16 protein-coding genes are annotated in these 15,200 nt (G+C 64.4%); 7 read left to right on the forward strand and 9 right to left on the reverse strand.

The annotated features are described in order from the left end of the window. Window positions 1–20: 20 nt before the first annotated feature. Together GA645_RS11140 and nudC are read left to right on the forward strand one after the other, a co-directional pair. Window positions 21–1,694 carry a ferrous iron transporter B gene (locus tag GA645_RS11140; RefSeq protein ID WP_152222686.1) on the forward strand — a complete coding sequence of 558 codons (1,674 nt, stop codon included), beginning with the start codon at window positions 21–23 and terminating at the stop codon, window positions 1,692–1,694. After that, entirely contained in the window at window positions 1,694–2,530 is an 837-nt protein-coding gene (nudC, locus tag GA645_RS11145; protein ID WP_152222688.1) for an NAD(+) diphosphatase, read from the forward strand. The genes GA645_RS11140 and nudC overlap by 1 nt, the downstream gene beginning before the upstream one ends. A 160-nt stretch (window positions 2,531–2,690) precedes the next feature. On the opposite strand, the gene GA645_RS11150 is transcribed toward nudC, so the two are convergent. After that, window positions 2,691–3,470 (reverse strand): TSUP family transporter, encoded by a 780-nt coding sequence (locus GA645_RS11150; RefSeq protein ID WP_152222690.1) that lies wholly within the window; start codon window positions 3,468–3,470, stop codon window positions 2,691–2,693. 158 nt (window positions 3,471–3,628) lie between these two features. On the opposite strand from GA645_RS11150, the gene GA645_RS11155 reads away from it, so the two are divergent. Continuing rightward, window positions 3,629–4,273, forward strand: a complete 645-nt coding sequence (locus tag GA645_RS11155) for a hypothetical protein (protein ID WP_152222693.1) — start codon at window positions 3,629–3,631, stop codon at window positions 4,271–4,273. A 147-nt stretch (window positions 4,274–4,420) separates the two neighbouring features. On the opposite strand, the gene GA645_RS11160 is transcribed toward GA645_RS11155, so the two are convergent. The 4 genes from GA645_RS11160 to GA645_RS11175 all read right to left on the reverse strand — a co-directional run bounded on the left by GA645_RS11160 (window position 4,421) and on the right by GA645_RS11175 (window position 7,657). Further along, window positions 4,421–5,188, reverse strand: a complete 768-nt coding sequence (locus GA645_RS11160; RefSeq protein ID WP_152222695.1) for an SDR family oxidoreductase — start codon at window positions 5,186–5,188, stop codon at window positions 4,421–4,423. Window positions 5,189–5,215: 27 nt separating this feature from the next. Continuing rightward, window positions 5,216–6,283, reverse strand: a complete 1,068-nt coding sequence (locus GA645_RS11165; RefSeq protein ID WP_152222697.1) for a phosphotransferase family protein — start codon at window positions 6,281–6,283, stop codon at window positions 5,216–5,218. Window positions 6,284–6,575: 292 nt separating this feature from the next. Further along, window positions 6,576–6,887, reverse strand: coding sequence for an SCP2 sterol-binding domain-containing protein (locus tag GA645_RS11170; protein WP_152222698.1), 312 nt, complete (start codon window positions 6,885–6,887; stop codon window positions 6,576–6,578). A 59-nt stretch (window positions 6,888–6,946) separates the two neighbouring features. Then, window positions 6,947–7,657, reverse strand: a complete 711-nt coding sequence (locus GA645_RS11175) for a histidine phosphatase family protein (RefSeq protein ID WP_152222700.1) — start codon at window positions 7,655–7,657, stop codon at window positions 6,947–6,949. 211 nt (window positions 7,658–7,868) lie between these two features. On the opposite strand from GA645_RS11175, the gene sohB reads away from it, so the two are divergent. The 3 genes from sohB (at window position 7,869) to GA645_RS11190 (ending at window position 10,614) form a co-directional block, all read left to right on the forward strand. After that, complete coding sequence (gene sohB / locus GA645_RS11180; protein WP_152222702.1) at window positions 7,869–8,900, forward strand: protease SohB; 1,032 nt, start codon at window positions 7,869–7,871, stop codon at window positions 8,898–8,900. Between the two features lie 52 nt (window positions 8,901–8,952). After that, a complete protein-coding gene (locus tag GA645_RS11185) occupies window positions 8,953–9,945 on the forward strand; it encodes a YhdH/YhfP family quinone oxidoreductase (RefSeq protein ID WP_152222703.1) in 993 nt (330 codons plus the stop codon). Window positions 9,946–10,065: 120 nt separating this feature from the next. Next, window positions 10,066–10,614: a stage II sporulation protein M gene (locus tag GA645_RS11190; RefSeq protein ID WP_152222705.1), complete on the forward strand. Its 549-nt coding sequence runs from the start codon at window positions 10,066–10,068 to the stop codon at window positions 10,612–10,614. Between the two features lie 14 nt (window positions 10,615–10,628). Here GA645_RS11190 and GA645_RS11195 read toward each other — a convergent pair whose 3' ends face one another. Together GA645_RS11195 and GA645_RS11200 are read right to left on the reverse strand one after the other, a co-directional pair. Then, window positions 10,629–11,483 (reverse strand): alpha/beta fold hydrolase, encoded by an 855-nt coding sequence (locus GA645_RS11195; protein WP_152222707.1) that lies wholly within the window; start codon window positions 11,481–11,483, stop codon window positions 10,629–10,631. Window positions 11,484–11,529: 46 nt separating this feature from the next. After that, the gene (locus GA645_RS11200; RefSeq protein ID WP_152222709.1) at window positions 11,530–11,967 is read right to left on the reverse strand and encodes a hotdog fold domain-containing protein; all 438 of its coding nucleotides are present in this window, start codon (window positions 11,965–11,967) and stop codon (window positions 11,530–11,532) included. A 139-nt stretch (window positions 11,968–12,106) separates the two neighbouring features. Here GA645_RS11200 and GA645_RS11205 point away from each other — a divergent pair, with 139 nt between their 5' ends. Beyond that, window positions 12,107–12,685, forward strand: coding sequence for a TetR/AcrR family transcriptional regulator (locus tag GA645_RS11205; protein ID WP_152222711.1), 579 nt, complete (start codon window positions 12,107–12,109; stop codon window positions 12,683–12,685). Between the two features lie 162 nt (window positions 12,686–12,847). Here the strand turns inward: GA645_RS11205 and GA645_RS11210 are convergent, their stop codons facing one another. Both GA645_RS11210 and GA645_RS11215 read right to left on the reverse strand, forming a co-directional pair. Beyond that, window positions 12,848–13,351, reverse strand: coding sequence for a DUF934 domain-containing protein (locus tag GA645_RS11210; protein ID WP_152222713.1), 504 nt, complete (start codon window positions 13,349–13,351; stop codon window positions 12,848–12,850). Next, entirely contained in the window at window positions 13,335–14,993 is a 1,659-nt protein-coding gene (locus tag GA645_RS11215; protein WP_152222714.1) for a nitrite/sulfite reductase, read from the reverse strand. Before GA645_RS11215 ends, GA645_RS11210 begins: the two co-directional genes overlap by 17 nt. Window positions 14,994–15,200 lie beyond the last annotated feature (207 nt).

A 15,200-nucleotide genomic window follows, 5' to 3' on the forward strand; every position in this document is an offset into this window, starting at 1 on the left:
GCAGGAGGCGCACTAGGCCGATGGTTACTGGAGCCACGTCCCTCAGTCTGGTTCGCGACGAGCTGTTCGCCACGATGGAAGAGGCCGAACAGAATCTCGAGCACTTCATCGCCGAGCGTCAGAACGGCCACCTGCTGCAGCACTCGGTCGAGTGCCTGAGCCAGATTCGCGGCACCCTCAATCTGATCGAGCTGGCCGGCGCCGAGCTGCTGGCCCAGGAAGCGCTGTCGCTGGCCACCGATATTCCCGCCGGTGTCAGCGAGGACCGCGATGGCCAACTGGCCGCACTGGGCAATGCGCTCTACGTGCTGCGCCGCTACCTGGAAAACCTCGAAGCACATCGCCAGGAAATCCCCGAGCTGTTGCTGCCGGCGATCAACGACGTGCGCCAGGCCGCCGGCCAGCCGGCCTTGCCGGAGAGCTTCTTCTTCAGCGCGCGGCTGGACCTGCCGCGCCCGCTGCGCGCGGTGACGGCACCGCAGGTGGATGACTCGGCCCGTGAAGTCCGCCGGCTGCGGCAGATGTACCAGGTCGGCCTGCTCGGGTTGATCCGAGAACAGAATCTCTACCCCAGCCTGAAGCTGATGGGCCGCGCCCTGGCCAAGCTCGATCTGCTGCTGGGCAGCGCCTCGCGCACCCGCCTGTGCTGGGTTGGCGCCGGCGCGCTGGAAGCGCTGGTGGATGCGCGGATGCTGCCGCGCAAGACGCGCAAGCAGGTCTTTGCCCGCCTGGACCGCGAACTCAAGCAACTGATCGGCAATCCGCAGTACGAAGCGCCGCGCCAGTTGCTCAAGGAACTGCTCTATCTCACTGCGCTGGCCGATACCAAAGGCCAGCGCGCCAGCGAACTGCGCCAGGTGTTCGGCCTGGCGCCGCTGCCGTTCACCGATCATCTGCTGGAAGACGAATCGCAGCGCCTGTCCGGCCCCGGCCAGTCGGTGATGCGTTCGCTGTCGGTGGCGATCCGCGAGGAACTCACCGCGGTCAAGGATCAGCTCGACCTGATCGAGCGTGGTGTGTCCCAGGCCGATGCGCTGGGCATCCTGCATACTCAGCTGGGCAAGCTGGCCAAGACCCTGGGCATGGTAGGCCTGAACTCGGCGTCCATCGCCCTGCAGCACCAGCACACGGTGGTGGCGGGGTGGGTGGCCAAGGGGACCGCGGATGATCCGGGCGCCCTCAATGCGCTGGCCGATACCTTGCTCTACGTCGAGAGCATGGTCGGCAACCTGGAGCGCGGCGAGCGCCCGAGCGCGCGCGCCGTGCCGCTGGGCGAGGATGAGTCGTTCGCCGTGCATCAGCTGGCCGAGGCTCGCATCGTGGTGATCGACGAGGCCCAGGCGGGCCTCGCGCTGGCCAAGCGGGCGATCACCGCGTACCTGGAATCCAACGGCGACAAGCTGCACCTGGCCAACGTCCCCATCAGCCTGCAGGCGGTGCGCGGCGGCCTCTGGTTCCTTGGCCAGGAGCGCGCGGCATTGCTCGTGGGCGCCTGTGGCGATTACATTCAGGGGCAGATGATCGAGACGACCCAGATGCCGTCCGAGCAGATGCTGGAGACCCTGGCGGATGCGCTGACCGGCCTGGAGTACTACCTGGAGGGTGGAGCCATGATGCGGCTTGAAGGCCAACCCGACGTCCTGGACGTCGCCAGCGAGAGCGTCAAGGCGCTCGGCCTGACGGTGGCCGCCTGATGCGTACCGGACGCTGGGAGTCGGCGTTGTTCGAGGTGGCGGCGCATGGCGGCTGGGCGGTTGCCCACTGCCAGCAGCAGTTCCTCGCCGACAGCAACGGCGTGCTGTTCCCCCGTGACTGGCTGAAGCGCCAGGACCTGGCGGTGCTCTCCGAGCATGCTATCGGCCAGTTCGACGGCGAGCCGGTGTACCTGCTGGAAATCGAGCGTCCCGACCCGCTGGACGGTGCCAGCTGGATCGGCCTGCGCCAGTTCATGCTGGAGGGCGAGGAAGACATCTTCGCCATGCTCGGCTTCGCCAGCCAGATCGGCATCTGGTGGCGGCAGAACCGTTTCTGCGGCAGCTGCGGCCAGCCCAACCAGCGGATGCCCCGCGACCGTGCCATGCAGTGCGAGACTTGCGGCATCCAGCGTTACCCGCTGCTGTCGCCGAGCATGATCGTATTGGTGACCCGTGGCGACGAACTCCTGCTCGCGCGTTCGCCGCGTTTCGTGCCCGGCGTGTACAGCACCCTGGCCGGCTTCGTCGAACCGGGCGAGTCAGTCGAGCATTGCGTTGCCCGCGAGGTGCGCGAAGAGGTCGGGGTGGAGATCACCAATATCCGCTACATCGGCAGCCAGCCCTGGCCGTTCCCGCATTCGCTGATGTTTGGTTATCACGCCGAATACGCCAGCGGCGAGATCGTCATGCAGCCGGACGAGATCGAGGACGCGCGCTGGTTCCATATCGATGACTTGCCGCGTTTGCCGGCTGGGCGCTCCATCGCCCGCTACCTGATCGAGCTGTACCTGGCGCGCCGCGCCGGCCGGCCCGATCCCATCCTGTCCGGCGCCTGAGAACCTGTTTCCGATCTGCTGCGCGTCGGCCGTAGGGCGTTGGATAGCGCCCTCAGATGCTCATTTACAGATCGTAAACTCCGCTCTTCGGGCGCAATCCGCCAACTACGGCTCTAGCTCGCAGGATCGGTAAACAGGTTCTGAGGTTTCAGGCGCCGCGTCAGGCCGCGTTGAACCAGTGTTGCCAGGCCAGGCGCACGGTCAATGCCAGCACCACCAGGATGAACACCGGGCGAATGAACTTGGCGCCGCCGCCAATTGCCGTGCGCGCGCCGAAGTAGGCGCCGATCATCAGGGCGCTGCCCATGCACAGGCCCATCACCCAGATCACCTGGCCGGAGGCGACGAACACTGCCAGGGCGAGCACGTTGCTGACGAAGTTCATGCTGCGCGCCACGCCGCTGGCGCGTACCAGGTCCAGCGGGTACATCAGCAGGGTGCTGACGGTCCAGAAGGCGCCGGTACCGGGGCCGGCGACGCCGTCGTAGAAGCCCAGGCCTAGGCCTTGCGGCCACTGGCGGCCCTTGGCGATCTTCGGATCGGCGTCCAGCGGGGCCTCCGGGGTCTTGCCGAACAGCAGGTACAGGCCGCAGCCGAACACCACCACCGGCAACATGCGGTTCAGCCATTCTGCCGGCATCAGGTGCGCGGCCCAGGCGCCCAGCGCTGCGCCGATGGCGGTGCCGATAATCCCGTTTCGCCATTGGCGCGGATGGAACAGCTTGCGCCGGTAGAAGGTGTAGCTGGCGACGGCGGCGCCGAAGGTCGAGCTCAGTTTGTTGGTGCCAAGCGCCAGGTGCGGCGGCACTCCGGCGGTGAGCAGGGCGGGGATGGTCAGCAGGCCGCCACCGCCGGCGATGGCGTCGATGAAGCCGGCGAGGAAGGCGACGCCGGCGAGGATGACGAGGGTGGTGGGGTCAACAACGAGTTCGAAGGGCATGGGGTCGGCCTTGATCGGGGGCCCGTCGTCCCGCTCCTTTGTAAGGAATGGGACGACAGGGAAACGTTAACGGGCCCGAAAGCTGCAACGGTCTGGCTGGCCGCGCAGGTACGCGGTGCGCATAATGCCGGCAATTCTACATGTAAGGAAATCATTCGATGCAGTACGACGGTCTGGCCTGGGTCATTGCGTTCGTGGCCCTGCTGGCCCTGCTGGTGGCGGCCCGCATTCTTTTCGACCGGCACTGGTTTCTCGGCTGGCTGCGCGGCATGGCGGGTCTTGCGTTCATCGCGCTCGCCGCGCTGGTCGGGCTGGTGGCCTGGGACCTGCGCAGCTACGACCCGCTGCCGCAGGATCATCCACTGGCCACCCTCAGCTTCAAGCAACTGAGCCCGCAGCGGTTCGAGGTGACGTTGCTGGAAGGAGACCAGGAGCGTCGTGTGGAACTGGCTGGTGACCTCTGGCAGCTGGATGCGCGGGTGATGGAGTGGAAGGGCCTGGCGCGGCTGATCGGCCTCGCGCCGGGGTATCGCCTGCAGGATCTCAGCGGTCGCTTCCTCGCCGTGGAACAACAGTCCATGGGGCGCAAGGTGCCGCTGGTGGGCGAGGTGGCGGGCATCGACCTGTGGCGCTGGCTGCGCGACGGCCAGCACGACCTGCTGACCTTCGTGCCCAGGGCCGGGCGGGTGAATTACCTGCCGATGGCCGACCAGGCGGTGTTCGCCGTGCGTTACGGGCCGGGCGGGCTGACCGCCGAGCCGATGAATGCCGCGGCGATCCAGGCGTTGAAAACCTGGCAGTGATCCGCCTGCTTGCGTAGGAGCGGACTCTGTCCGCGATTGGCATCCGCCGTGAAGAAATCGCGGATGAATCCGCTCCTTCGAAAAGCCCACGTTCCGCCCATGAAAAAGGGAGCCAACCGGCTCCCTTTTTCGTTTGCGCGATAACCCTCAGGCGAGGAAACCACCGTCCACGTTCAGCGTCACGCCGGTGGTGTAGCTGGAGGCATCGCTGGCGAGGTACAGCACGGCACCGGCCATTTCGCTCGGGTCGGCCACGCGCTTGAGCGGGATGCGCTGCAGGGCGATGTTGCGGATGGCGTCATTGCTGACTAGCGCCGAGGCGAACTTGGTGTCGGTCAGGCCCGGCAGCAGGGCGTTGCAGCGGATGCCGAACTGCGCGCATTCCTTGGCGAAGACCTTGGTCATGCTGATCACCGCGGCCTTGGTCACCGAGTAGATGCCCTGGAACTCGCCCGGGGTGACGCCGTTGACCGAAGCGACGTTGATGATGCTGCCGCCACCGTTGGCCTTCATCAGCTTGCCGCCTTCGATGGACATGAAATAGTAGCCACGGATGTTCACGTCGACGGTTTTCTGGAAGGCCGACAGGTCGGTGTCCAGCACGTTGCAGAACTGCGGGTTGGTGGCGGCGTTGTTGACCAGGATGTCGAGGCGGCCGAACTGCTCGCGGATATGCGCGAAGACGCTCTGGATCTGTTCCATCTCGCCGATGTGGCAGGCAATCGCAGTGGCCTTGCCACCGGCGGCGACGATCTCGTCGGCTACGGCCTGACAACCGTCGATCTTGCGGCTGGAGACGATTACGTGCGCACCCTGCTGGGCCAGCAGCTTGGCGATGGCTTCGCCGATGCCACGGCTGGCGCCGGAAACGAAGGCGATCTTGCCGTCGAGGTCGAACAGTTGGGTCTTGGACATGGTTGGCTCCTTGTTATTGGGTGCGCCTTACAGGCGGGACTTGCCGATGACCTGCAGGCTTACCTGCTCCAGCAGCTTGTTGGCGTGGATGAAGGTGGCGAAGCGCTTGTCCTGGGTCTGGCCGTGGAAGAAGCGGTAATAGATCTGCTGCATGATGCCGGCCAGGCGGAACAGGCCGTAGGTGTAGTAGTAATCGAGGTTGTCGATCTGGATGCCGGCGCGCTCGGCGTAGTAGTCGGCGAACTGCTGGCGGGTCAGCATGCCCGGCTCATGGCTCGGCTGGCGCCGCAGCATCTGCAGCGGCTGCGGATCATCCGCCTGGATCCAGTAGGCGAGGGTGTTGCCCAGGTCCATCAGCGGGTCGCCGAGGGTGGTCATTTCCCAGTCCAGCACGCCGATGATCTGCATCGGGTTGTTCGGGTCGAGGATGACGTTGTCGAAGCGGTAGTCGTTATGCACGATCCCCGGCTTGTGGTGGTCGGCCGGCATCTTCTCGCGCAGCCACACCTTCACCTGTTCCCAGGCCGGCGCGTCTGGGGTCAGGGACTTCTCGTAGCGATCGATCCAGCCGCCGATCTGGCGCTGCACGTAGCCCTCGGGCTTGCCCAGGTCGCCCAGGCCGCAGGCGTTGTAGTCGACATTGTGCAGGTCGACGAACTTGTCGATGAAGCTCTTGCACAGCGCAGTGGTCTGCTCCGGGCTGAAATTCAGCTCCTTGGGCAGGTCGCTGCGCAGGATGATGCCGTTGACCCGCTCCATGACGTAGAACTCGGCGCCGATCACCTGCTCGTCGGTGCAGTACAGGTACGCCTTCGGGCAGTAGGGGAAGCCGTCCTTGAGCTGGTTGAGAATGCGGTACTCGCGGCCCATGTCGTGGGCCGACTTGGCTTTCTTGCCGAAGGGCGGACGACGCAGGACCAGCTCCTGGTTGTCGTACTGGATCAGGTAGGTCAGGTTCGACGCGCCACCAGGGAACTGGCTGACACGCGGCTGGCCCTGCAGGCCGGGAATGTGATCCCGGAGGTAGCCGTCGATCACGGCGGCATCGAGTTCTTCGCCTTCGCGGGAGCGGATGGTCTGGTCAGTCAACGACATGCTGGTCCCTTCTTCTACTGGTCTTCCCCGTGGGGCCGGAGGCACCGTACGAGGTGGCGCGCAGGCCGGCGGCATGCTCTGGCTGGATCAGACAGAAGAATGATGGCGCCGGGTGATCATTGGCTAATCTAATGTCGGGTCCTGCCCGTCACAAGCATTCGAAGCCGTTATTGGCGTCCGTGTTGCACCCCGATCAGGCTGCCTGATTCGGCGGTTGCGCCAGGGCGCGGGCATAAAAAAACCGGAGCCATGGACTCCGGTTTTTCGTGCGGCTTGGGCAGGTTGCCTCGGATCAGACCGGGAACAGTTCGCCCAGCTTCATCGCCAGCATCATGTCGCCTTCGGCGCGCAGCTTGCCAGCCATGAAGGCCTGCATGCCGTCGGTTTCGCCGCTGGTGATGCCCTTGAGGGTTTCGCTGTCCATGATCAGGGTGACGTTGGGGTTCTCGGCATCGCCCTGTACCACTTCGCAGGTACCGTCCTTGACCACCAGATAGTGGTTGTCACCGTCTTCGATGTTGAACTGGAACACCAGGTCGAGGCCTGCGGCCGCGCTGGCGTTGAACTTGCTCTTCATGGTGGAAACGATGTCAGCAACGCTCATGGTTCTATTCCTTTTCTAGGTTTTCTCGCGCGACGGTCGAGGTCGCAATGGGCCGGTACTCAGCGATAGGTGATGAGTTCCGGCGCCTTCAACAATTCCAGATGCACGTGACTGTTGAAGGAAGCCAGGGCCACTTCGCTGCCGCGGAACTTCAGGCGGTTGAGCGAAGTGTTGACAATCTGCCAGTTGAGTTCGAAGGCGTTCAGCGGCGGAATGCCGGTCACCAGTTGCAGCATCGCGGTGATGGTGCCGCCGGAGGTGAACACACCAATGCTGTCCTTGCCGCTCGCTGACTCCAGCAGGCGCTTGAGGCCGCCGTGCACGGTATCGAGGAATTCGGCCCAGCTGACCAGACCGTCCTTGTCGTGCTCGCCGGAGACCCAACGGGCAATTACGGTGGAAAACAGACGCTGGAACTCGGCGCGGTGGTCGGCGGCGTTGCGCATGATGTGCAGCGCCTGCGGCTCCAGTTCGAGGATATCCGGCAGGTGCGCGCGGATCACCGCGTCGGCTTCGAATTCGTTGAAAGCGGGGTCTATTTCCAGCGCAGGGATAGCGATCCCGGCGTCGCTCAGGCGGCCCATCACCGCTTCGGCGGTATGCCGCTGGCGACGCAGGTCGCCACTGACGCAGCGGTCGAAGCGCAGACCCAGGTTCGCCAGGTGCTCGCCGAGGACTTCCGCCTGGCGCACGCCAATGGGCGAGAGCACGTCGTAGTCGTCGGAGCCGAATGAAGCCTGGCCATGTCGAATCAGGTAGATGCTTCCCACGCGCAGTATCTCGGCAGGGCTGAAAGTTTCGGCGAGGTTATGAGGATCACCTGGGGCTGTCAACGAAAAAACATACGCTTGTTTGAATGCCATTCGCTGGACTGATGCAGCGGTTTGCCAGCGCTGGTGGCGGGCCTGCGGCGTGGGTATGCTTGCGGGATTCGCTGCGCTCGCCTGGCGGGTGCGAACAGAATTGTAAAAGGGGATGTGAGTGGAGTTTCTAGCGGATTACGCGGGTTTCCTGGCCAAGACCATCACCGTGGTGGTGGCCATCGTCATCGTTCTGGTGGTGATCGCCGCGCTGCGCGGCCGCGGTCGCCGGGGTGGCGGCGGGCACCTGGAGGTGCACAAGCTCAACGACTTCTACAAGGAGCTGCGCGAGCGCCTGCAGCACAGCGTGCTGGAGAAAGCCAAGCTGAAGGCCCTGCGCAAGTCCGAGGCGAAGTCGGCCAAGGATGCGAAAAAGAAGAAGGGCGGCGAGCAGAAGAACCGCGTCTACGTGCTGGACTTCGACGGCGACATCAAGGCCTCGGCCACCGAGCAGCTGCGCCATGAAGTGACGGCGTTGCTGACCCTGGCCACCCCGCGTGACGAAGTGGTGCTGCGCCTGGAGAGCGGCGGCGGCATGGTCCACGGTTACGGCCTGGCAGCTTCCCAGCTGGCGCGCATCCGCCAGGCCGGCGTACCGCTGACCGTCTGCGTCGACAAGGTGGCGGCCAGCGGCGGCTACATGATGGCCTGCATCGGCGAGCGCATCCTTTCCGCACCCTTCGCCATCCTCGGCTCCATCGGCGTGGTGGCGCAGCTGCCCAACGTGCACCGCCTGCTGAAGAAGCACGACGTCGATTTCGAAGTGCTCACCGCCGGTGAGTACAAGCGCACCCTGACCGTGTTCGGCGAGAACACCGAGAAGGGCCGGGAGAAGTTCCAGGAAGACCTGGAAACCACCCACGAACTGTTCAAGCGCTTCGTCGTCCACTACCGCCCGCAACTGGCCATCGACGAGATCGCCACTGGCGAGGTCTGGCTGGGTCAGGCGGCGCTGGGCAAGAAGCTGGTGGACGAGCTCAAGACCAGCGACGAATACCTGGCCGAACGCGCCCGCGAGGCGGATGTCTACCAGCTCAGCTATGTGCAGAAGAAATCCATCCAGGAGCGCTTCGGCGTCGGCATCAGCGGCGTGATCGACCGCGTGCTGGTGACCTGGTGGGAGCGCCTGGGGCGCAGCCGTTTCTGGCAATGAATCCAGCGGGCGCGGGAGTGCGCCCGTCAAGCTATCGAACGAGGAGGGCGAGATGAGTGCATTCAAGGCGTTGTGGGTCACCGAGTCGGCGCACGGCGTGTACGACCTGCAAGTGACCGAGCGGCAGGTTTCCGATCTGCCGGCAGGTGAAGTGCTGGTGCGGGTGAAGTATTCCTCGCTGAACTACAAGGATGCGCTGTCCGCCAGCGGCAACCGGGGCGTCACCCGCAAGTACCCGCACACGCCCGGCATCGATGCCGCCGGTGTGGTGGAAGAGTCTTCGGCGGGCGAGTTCGCGGTTGGCGACGAGGTGATCGTCACCGGCTACGACCTGGGCATGAACACCCCAGGCGGCTTCGGCCAGTACATCCGCGTCCCGGCGGCCTGGCTGATCAAGCGTCCGCAGGGTCTGTCGCTGCGCGAAGCGATGATCCTCGGCACCGCCGGCCTGACCGCTGCACTGTGCGTCGACAAGCTCGAGAACGCTGGCGTGACTCCGTCCTCGGGTCCCGTCCTGGTCACCGGCGCGACCGGCGGCGTGGGCAGCATCGCGGTGATGCTGCTGGCTCAACTGGGCTACACCGTGGCCGCCGCCACCGGCAAGCTGGAGCAGGCCGAGCTGCTGAATCGTCTCGGCGCGCGGCAGATACTCGACCGCGCTACCGTCTCCGACGGCGTCGATAAGCCGCTGCTGCGTGAGCAGTGGGCCGGTGCGGTGGACACCGTGGGCGGCGACATCCTGTTCAACGTGGTCAAGTCGCTGCAGTACGGCGGCAGCGTCGCCTGCTGTGGCCTGACAGCAGGCGCCGCCTTCAAGGCCACCGTGCTGCCCTTCATCCTGCGTGGCGTGAACCTGCTGGGCGTGGACTCGGTGGAGCTGCCGCTGGTGGTCAAGGCTTCCATGTGGGACAAGCTGTCCCTGCAGTGGAAGCTCGACAACCTCGAAGCGGCGGTGCGCGAGATCAAGCTCGACGATCTGCCTGCCGCCATCCACCAGATTCTGGCCGGCAAGCTTGTAGGGCGGGTGCTGGTGAATCTGGACTGATGAAACTCGAAGGGGCCCGCGATGGGCTCCTTTGTCCTTCTGAGGCAAGGAGGCCTTGGAATGGGATGGAGGTCAGTATTTCTCGGTAACGAGAGCCCTTCGAGGGCGCGTCTGATTGTGATGTTGTCCACTTATGCCGTGCTGGGTCTGCTCGGACACGGATTAATTACCGATTTCATTCCCACGGCTGACTGGCTCTCGGATGGAGTGATCCCTTCAGTATTGGTCGCAGGGATTCTGTCGCTCGCTTTCTACTGGACGCTCTTGACTGATCGTGGGTATTTCGCCCTTGAGACGCCTCGATTGGTGAGGTGGTTGGCAGTAGTGTTGGCGCCTGTACTGCTGTTCATGTGCTGTCTCATCGTGCTGGTCTATGCGGGAGGCGACCTGCAGGCGCGCTTTTGGGGACGGCCTCAGTCCGCGACTGTCACGCTGGAAAAGCAGCACACCAACAGTCGTCGTACTTGTCACTACCGATTGGTGGGTGAGGATCTGAAGCGATCCCTGTTCAAGCACGCCTGTGTCCAACAGGAACGCTATGGGACATTGCCAGCGCGTGCCGCCTACGTTCTGGTAGGTAGGTCATCTTCTCTCGGTCTTCATATCGACGAGATCATGACGTCCAGCGGAGAGCGGATACTTTCACCGCTGGAAGCCTTGCTTCGCTGACTGGAACTACTGCTTCAACCCAGGTCCGGCAGCAGGTAATCCGCCCACAGCGAATCGGCGAACTGGTGGCGGAAGAAGCCGAAGTGGCCGATGCGCTTCACGCCGATGTCTTCTGGCGCAATTCGCTTCAGCGTCTTCGGCGAGCCGTGATAGAAGCCGTGCAGCGACTCGGTATTGCGTCCGGACATCATTTCGTCGTCGGTGAAGGAGATGGAGGTGATGGGTGTGCGCACCGATGAATACGCCTCGCGCACCGCGCCACCTTCGGCGCCCACCGCGTATTCCGGGTTCAGGCACCAGCGCCGCCATTGCTCGATCACCCCGCGCGGCAAATCCCCGACCACACCCAGGCGTTTGCCTGGGAAATAGCCCAGCAGTGGCGTGACAGTTGGTGCCAGGAAATACCAGAGCAGCCAGGCCTTGTGCCGCAATCCCTTGGTGTTTTCGCGCCAGTAGCCGCTGCCGGTGGCGATGGTGAAGGCGCGGTGGATGCGCTCGGTGCCGCGTACGAAGGGCAGAATCTGCCCGCCGAGGCTGTGGCCGATCCAGTACACCGGCAGGCCGCCTGCGGCTTCCACCACGGCGTCGAGCATGGCGCTGCAGTCGTGGTTGCCCCAGGCCAGGACATCCACGTCCAGGTCGCGCAGGTGGCCGCTGCGGGACTGGCCCATGCCGACGTAATCGAAGGTCACGGTGAGATAGCCACGCTCGGCCAGCCAGTTGGCGAAGGCGGTGTAGAAGCGCTGCTCGACGCCCATGGCGGGGACGATCAGCACGGCGCCACGGGCTTTGCCAGGCGGGTAGTACCAGTGGCTGGAAAGGCTGTGGCCGTTGCCGTTGGCCAGGGGACGCGGAAGCGGGGTGATCATGGCGGACTCCGTGATAAAGAGGCCCGGCAGTGCCGAGCCGAACCCGTCAGGCCTGGCTGACGTACATGGTGATCTCGGCGCGGAACACCGGCTTGTCGCCGACGTAGGCGAGCACCGGCACGCGAATGTCGCCTTCCTGGCTCCAGTCCACCGCGCTGGCGTCGGCCACGGCGCGCACGTCGCCGGTGGCCTTGGCCAGGTATTCCACCGTCATGCCACGGGGACTCCAGCGGCGGCCCGTGGGGATCGATACGTCGGTCACGGTGCCGGCCACCAGTTCGGCGGCGTTGCACAGGGCAATGGCGTGCACGGTGCCGATATGGTTCAGCACTTCGCGGCGCTTGGCGAAGGTGACTTCCGCATAGCCTGGGCGCAGTTCGACGAACTGCGGGGCGATGGTGGAGAAATACGGGGCGATCTGGCCGATCATGGCGCTGAACTGCGCCGGGCCGGCTTGTTGGTACATCTGCAGCATCTGACTCATGGTGACTCCGCGAACTGGCTGGAATGAGCAAGCAGGATTGAAGATGGATGCGCGCCCAGGCAGTATACGAAGACTAGAAATTAATTCTAGAAGATTATTCTAGAATTTTATTCGAGACGTCGATCTCGACAGGAACCCCATGGCCCGACCCTCCCGCAAAGACGACATCCTCCAGGCCGCACTGGCCTGCTTCAGCGAATCCGGCGTGGACGCCACTACCATCGAGATGATTCGCGACCGTTCCGGCGCCAGCATCGGCAGTCTCTACCACCATTACGGCAACAAGGAGCGGATCATTGGCGCGCTGTACCTCACCGGCGTCGGCCAATACGCAGCACTGCTCGACGCCGGATTGGAGGAGGGAATGAGCGCGGAGGCTTGCGTGAAGCTGTTCGTCACCTGCTACGTCGACTGGGTGGCAGCCAATCCGGACTGGGCGCGTTTCATCCTGCACAGCCGTGGCCGTGTCGAGGCAGGAGAGGTGGGCGAGGCGTTGCGTGAGGCCAACCGCCAGCAGGGCCGACGCATTGCCGGAGCGCTCTCTGAACACCGCAAGGCCGGTGCGTTCAAAGAGCTTGCGCCGGAGTTGTTCAATTCGGTGGTGATCGGCCCGAGCCAGGACTACGCGCGCAACTGGCTGGCCGGGCGGACGAAGGTGGATCTGATCGATTGCCGGGAGCAGTTGGCGCAGATCGCCTGGGAGAGTGTGCGGGCCTGAGTGCTGCGCGTACCGTGACCCTGCAGGAGCGAGCTTGCTCGCGAACAGAGTTTCCAGCGACACCGAAGTCAGGCTGGTTCGCGAGCAAGCTCGCTCCTACGAAGATCAAACGCGCAGAAATGAAAAAGCCCCGCATTGCGGGGCTTTTCCTTGTTGGCCGGATCAGGCGAGCTGACGGCGCCGGAACAGCGGTTGCGGCTGGGTCACTGAGGTCTGGTAGACCTCGGAGAAGTCTTCCAGGCTCGCCAGCGCGTCGTGCGGATCACGGTCGGCGCGGATGGCGTAGGCGTCGAAGCCGCAGCTCTGCATGAAGAACAGTTGGTCGCGCAGCACGTCGCCGATGGCGCGCACTTCGCCCTTGTAGCCGAAGCGCTCGCGCAGCAGGCGCGCGGTGCTGAAGCCGCGGCCGTCAGTGAAGGCAGGGAAGTTCACGGCGATGACCTTGAACTTGTCCAGGTCTTCGGCGATGGCTTCGGGCTCTTCGTCCGCGTCCAGCCAGACGCCCAGGCCGCCGTCACGGCCGCGCAGGGCAGGGCCGTGTTCCAGCCACAGGTTCAGCGGGATGATCACGTCGTCGCAGTTGGGCACGGTCTCGAGGGTCGCGTCCTTGGGCAGCAGGTGCCAGCGGTCGTCGACGACCTCGCGGTTCTTAATGATTCGCTGCATATACGCGCTCCTTGAAGGGATCGATGCCGATGCGACGGTAGGTATCGAGGAAACGTTCCTCTTCGGTGCGCTGTTCCACGTAGACGTTGATGATCTTCTCGATCACGTCGGCCATCTGGTCCTGGGCGAAGGATGGGCCGAGGATCTGCGCAAGGCTCGCCTCACGGCTGGCGCTGCCGCCGAGGGAGACCTGGTAGAACTCCTCGCCCTTCTTGTCCACGCCGAGGATGCCGATGTGGCCCACGTGGTGGTGGCCGCAGGCGTTCATGCAGCCGGAGATGTTCAGGTCGAGGTCGCCGATGTCGAACAGGTAGTCCAGGTCATCGAAGCGACGCTGGATGGCTTCGGCCACCGGCAGCGACTTGGCGTTGGCCAGGGAGCAGAAGTCACCGCCCGGGCAGCAGATGAGGTCGGTCAGCAGGCCCACGTTCGGGGTCGCGAAACCGTTCTCGCGCAGTTCGCCCCAGAGGGTGAACAGCTGCGCCTGCTCGACGTCGGCGAGGATGATGTTCTGGTTATGGCTGTTGCGCACTTCGCCGAAGCTGTAGCGGTCGGCGAGGTCGGCGACCACGTCCAGCTGCTTGTCGGTGATGTCGCCAGGCGCCACGCCGGTGGGCTTGAGCGACAGGGTCACGGCGACGTAGCCGGGCTTCTTGTGGGCGAAGGTGTTGCGGGTGCGCCAGCGGGCGAAGCCGGGGTTCTCGGCATCCAGCTGGGCGAGGGCCGCGTCCTGGTCTTCCAGGGCCTGGTAGGCCGGGTCGACGAAGTGGGCGGCCACGCGCTGCAGTTCGGCGTCGGTCAGGGTGCTCGGGCCGTCCTTCAGGTTCGCCCATTCGGCGTCGACCTTCTGGGCGAAGACTTCCGGAGTCAGTGCCTTGACCAGAATCTTGATGCGCGCCTTGTACTTGTTGTCCCGACGGCCATAGCGGTTGTACACGCGCAGGATGGCGTCCAGGTAGGACAGCAGGTGCTGCCAGGGCAGGAATGAATGGATGAAGCTGCCGACGATCGGGGTACGGCCCAGGCCGCCGCCGACGGAGACGCGGAAGCCCAGCTCGCCGGCTTCGTTCTTCACCGCTTCCAGGCCGATGTCGTGCACCTCGATGGCGGCGCGGTCGCTCACGGCACCGTTGACGGCGATCTTGAACTTGCGCGGCAGGTGGGCGAATTCGGGGTGGAAGGTCGACCACTGGCGGATGATCTCGCACCAGGGGCGCGGGTCCACGAGTTCGTCACGGGCGACGCCGGCGAACTGGTCGGTGGTGGTGTTGCGGATGCAGTTGCCGCTGGTCTGGATCGCGTGCATCTGCACGGTGGCCAGCTCCGCCAGGATTTCCGGCACGTCTTCCAGTTCCGGCCAGTTGTACTGGACGTTCTGGCGAGTACTGATGTGTGCGTAGCCCTTGTCGTAGTCGCGGGCGATCTGCGCCAGCTTGCGAACCTGCCGGGAGGACAGCAGGCCGTAAGGCACGGCCACTCGCAGCATGGGTGCGTAGCGCTGGATGTACAGGCCATTCTGCAGACGCAGCGGGCGGAATTCCTCGCCGGTCAGTTCACCTGCCAGGTAACGGCGGGTCTGATCGCGGAACTGCTTGACGCGATCTTCTACGATCCTTTGATCGTATTCGTCATATACGTACATGAATCATCCTGCTGTCAGGCTATAGCGCTCAGGCGTACTGCGTATCCCAGCGCGCACGGCAACGCGCTCCACGCGGAGTGGGGCGCACGATACCAGTTAGGGAATATGCGTAAAAGTGATGTTTGAGTATATGGCGAGAACTTTTGGATCTATGCCGCGCCGGGCCTGAAACTCAGGCCGGCCGGCGGCTTGCACGGGGGCGATACC

This window comes from Pseudomonas sp. SCB32 (assembly GCF_009189165.1).
GTDB lineage: Bacteria > Pseudomonadota > Gammaproteobacteria > Pseudomonadales > Pseudomonadaceae > Pseudomonas.

Coding starts and splice junctions, on each gene's coding strand:
- GA645_RS11140 (WP_152222686.1), top strand. CDS start 21: ATGGTTACTGGAGCCACGTCCCTCAGTCTGGTTCGCGACGAGCTGTTC.
- nudC (WP_152222688.1), top strand. CDS start 1,694: ATGCGTACCGGACGCTGGGAGTCGGCGTTGTTCGAGGTGGCGGCGCAT.
- GA645_RS11150 (WP_152222690.1), bottom strand. CDS start 3,470: ATGCCCTTCGAACTCGTTGTTGACCCCACCACCCTCGTCATCCTCGCC.
- GA645_RS11155 (WP_152222693.1), top strand. CDS start 3,629: ATGCAGTACGACGGTCTGGCCTGGGTCATTGCGTTCGTGGCCCTGCTG.
- GA645_RS11160 (WP_152222695.1), bottom strand. CDS start 5,188: ATGTCCAAGACCCAACTGTTCGACCTCGACGGCAAGATCGCCTTCGTT.
- GA645_RS11165 (WP_152222697.1), bottom strand. CDS start 6,283: ATGTCGTTGACTGACCAGACCATCCGCTCCCGCGAAGGCGAAGAACTC.
- GA645_RS11170 (WP_152222698.1), bottom strand. CDS start 6,887: ATGAGCGTTGCTGACATCGTTTCCACCATGAAGAGCAAGTTCAACGCC.
- GA645_RS11185 (WP_152222703.1), top strand. CDS start 8,953: ATGAGTGCATTCAAGGCGTTGTGGGTCACCGAGTCGGCGCACGGCGTG.
- GA645_RS11190 (WP_152222705.1), top strand. CDS start 10,066: ATGTTGTCCACTTATGCCGTGCTGGGTCTGCTCGGACACGGATTAATT.
- GA645_RS11195 (WP_152222707.1), bottom strand. CDS start 11,483: ATGATCACCCCGCTTCCGCGTCCCCTGGCCAACGGCAACGGCCACAGC.
- GA645_RS11200 (WP_152222709.1), bottom strand. CDS start 11,967: ATGAGTCAGATGCTGCAGATGTACCAACAAGCCGGCCCGGCGCAGTTC.
- GA645_RS11205 (WP_152222711.1), top strand. CDS start 12,107: ATGGCCCGACCCTCCCGCAAAGACGACATCCTCCAGGCCGCACTGGCC.
- GA645_RS11210 (WP_152222713.1), bottom strand. CDS start 13,351: ATGCAGCGAATCATTAAGAACCGCGAGGTCGTCGACGACCGCTGGCAC.
- GA645_RS11215 (WP_152222714.1), bottom strand. CDS start 14,993: ATGTACGTATATGACGAATACGATCAAAGGATCGTAGAAGATCGCGTC.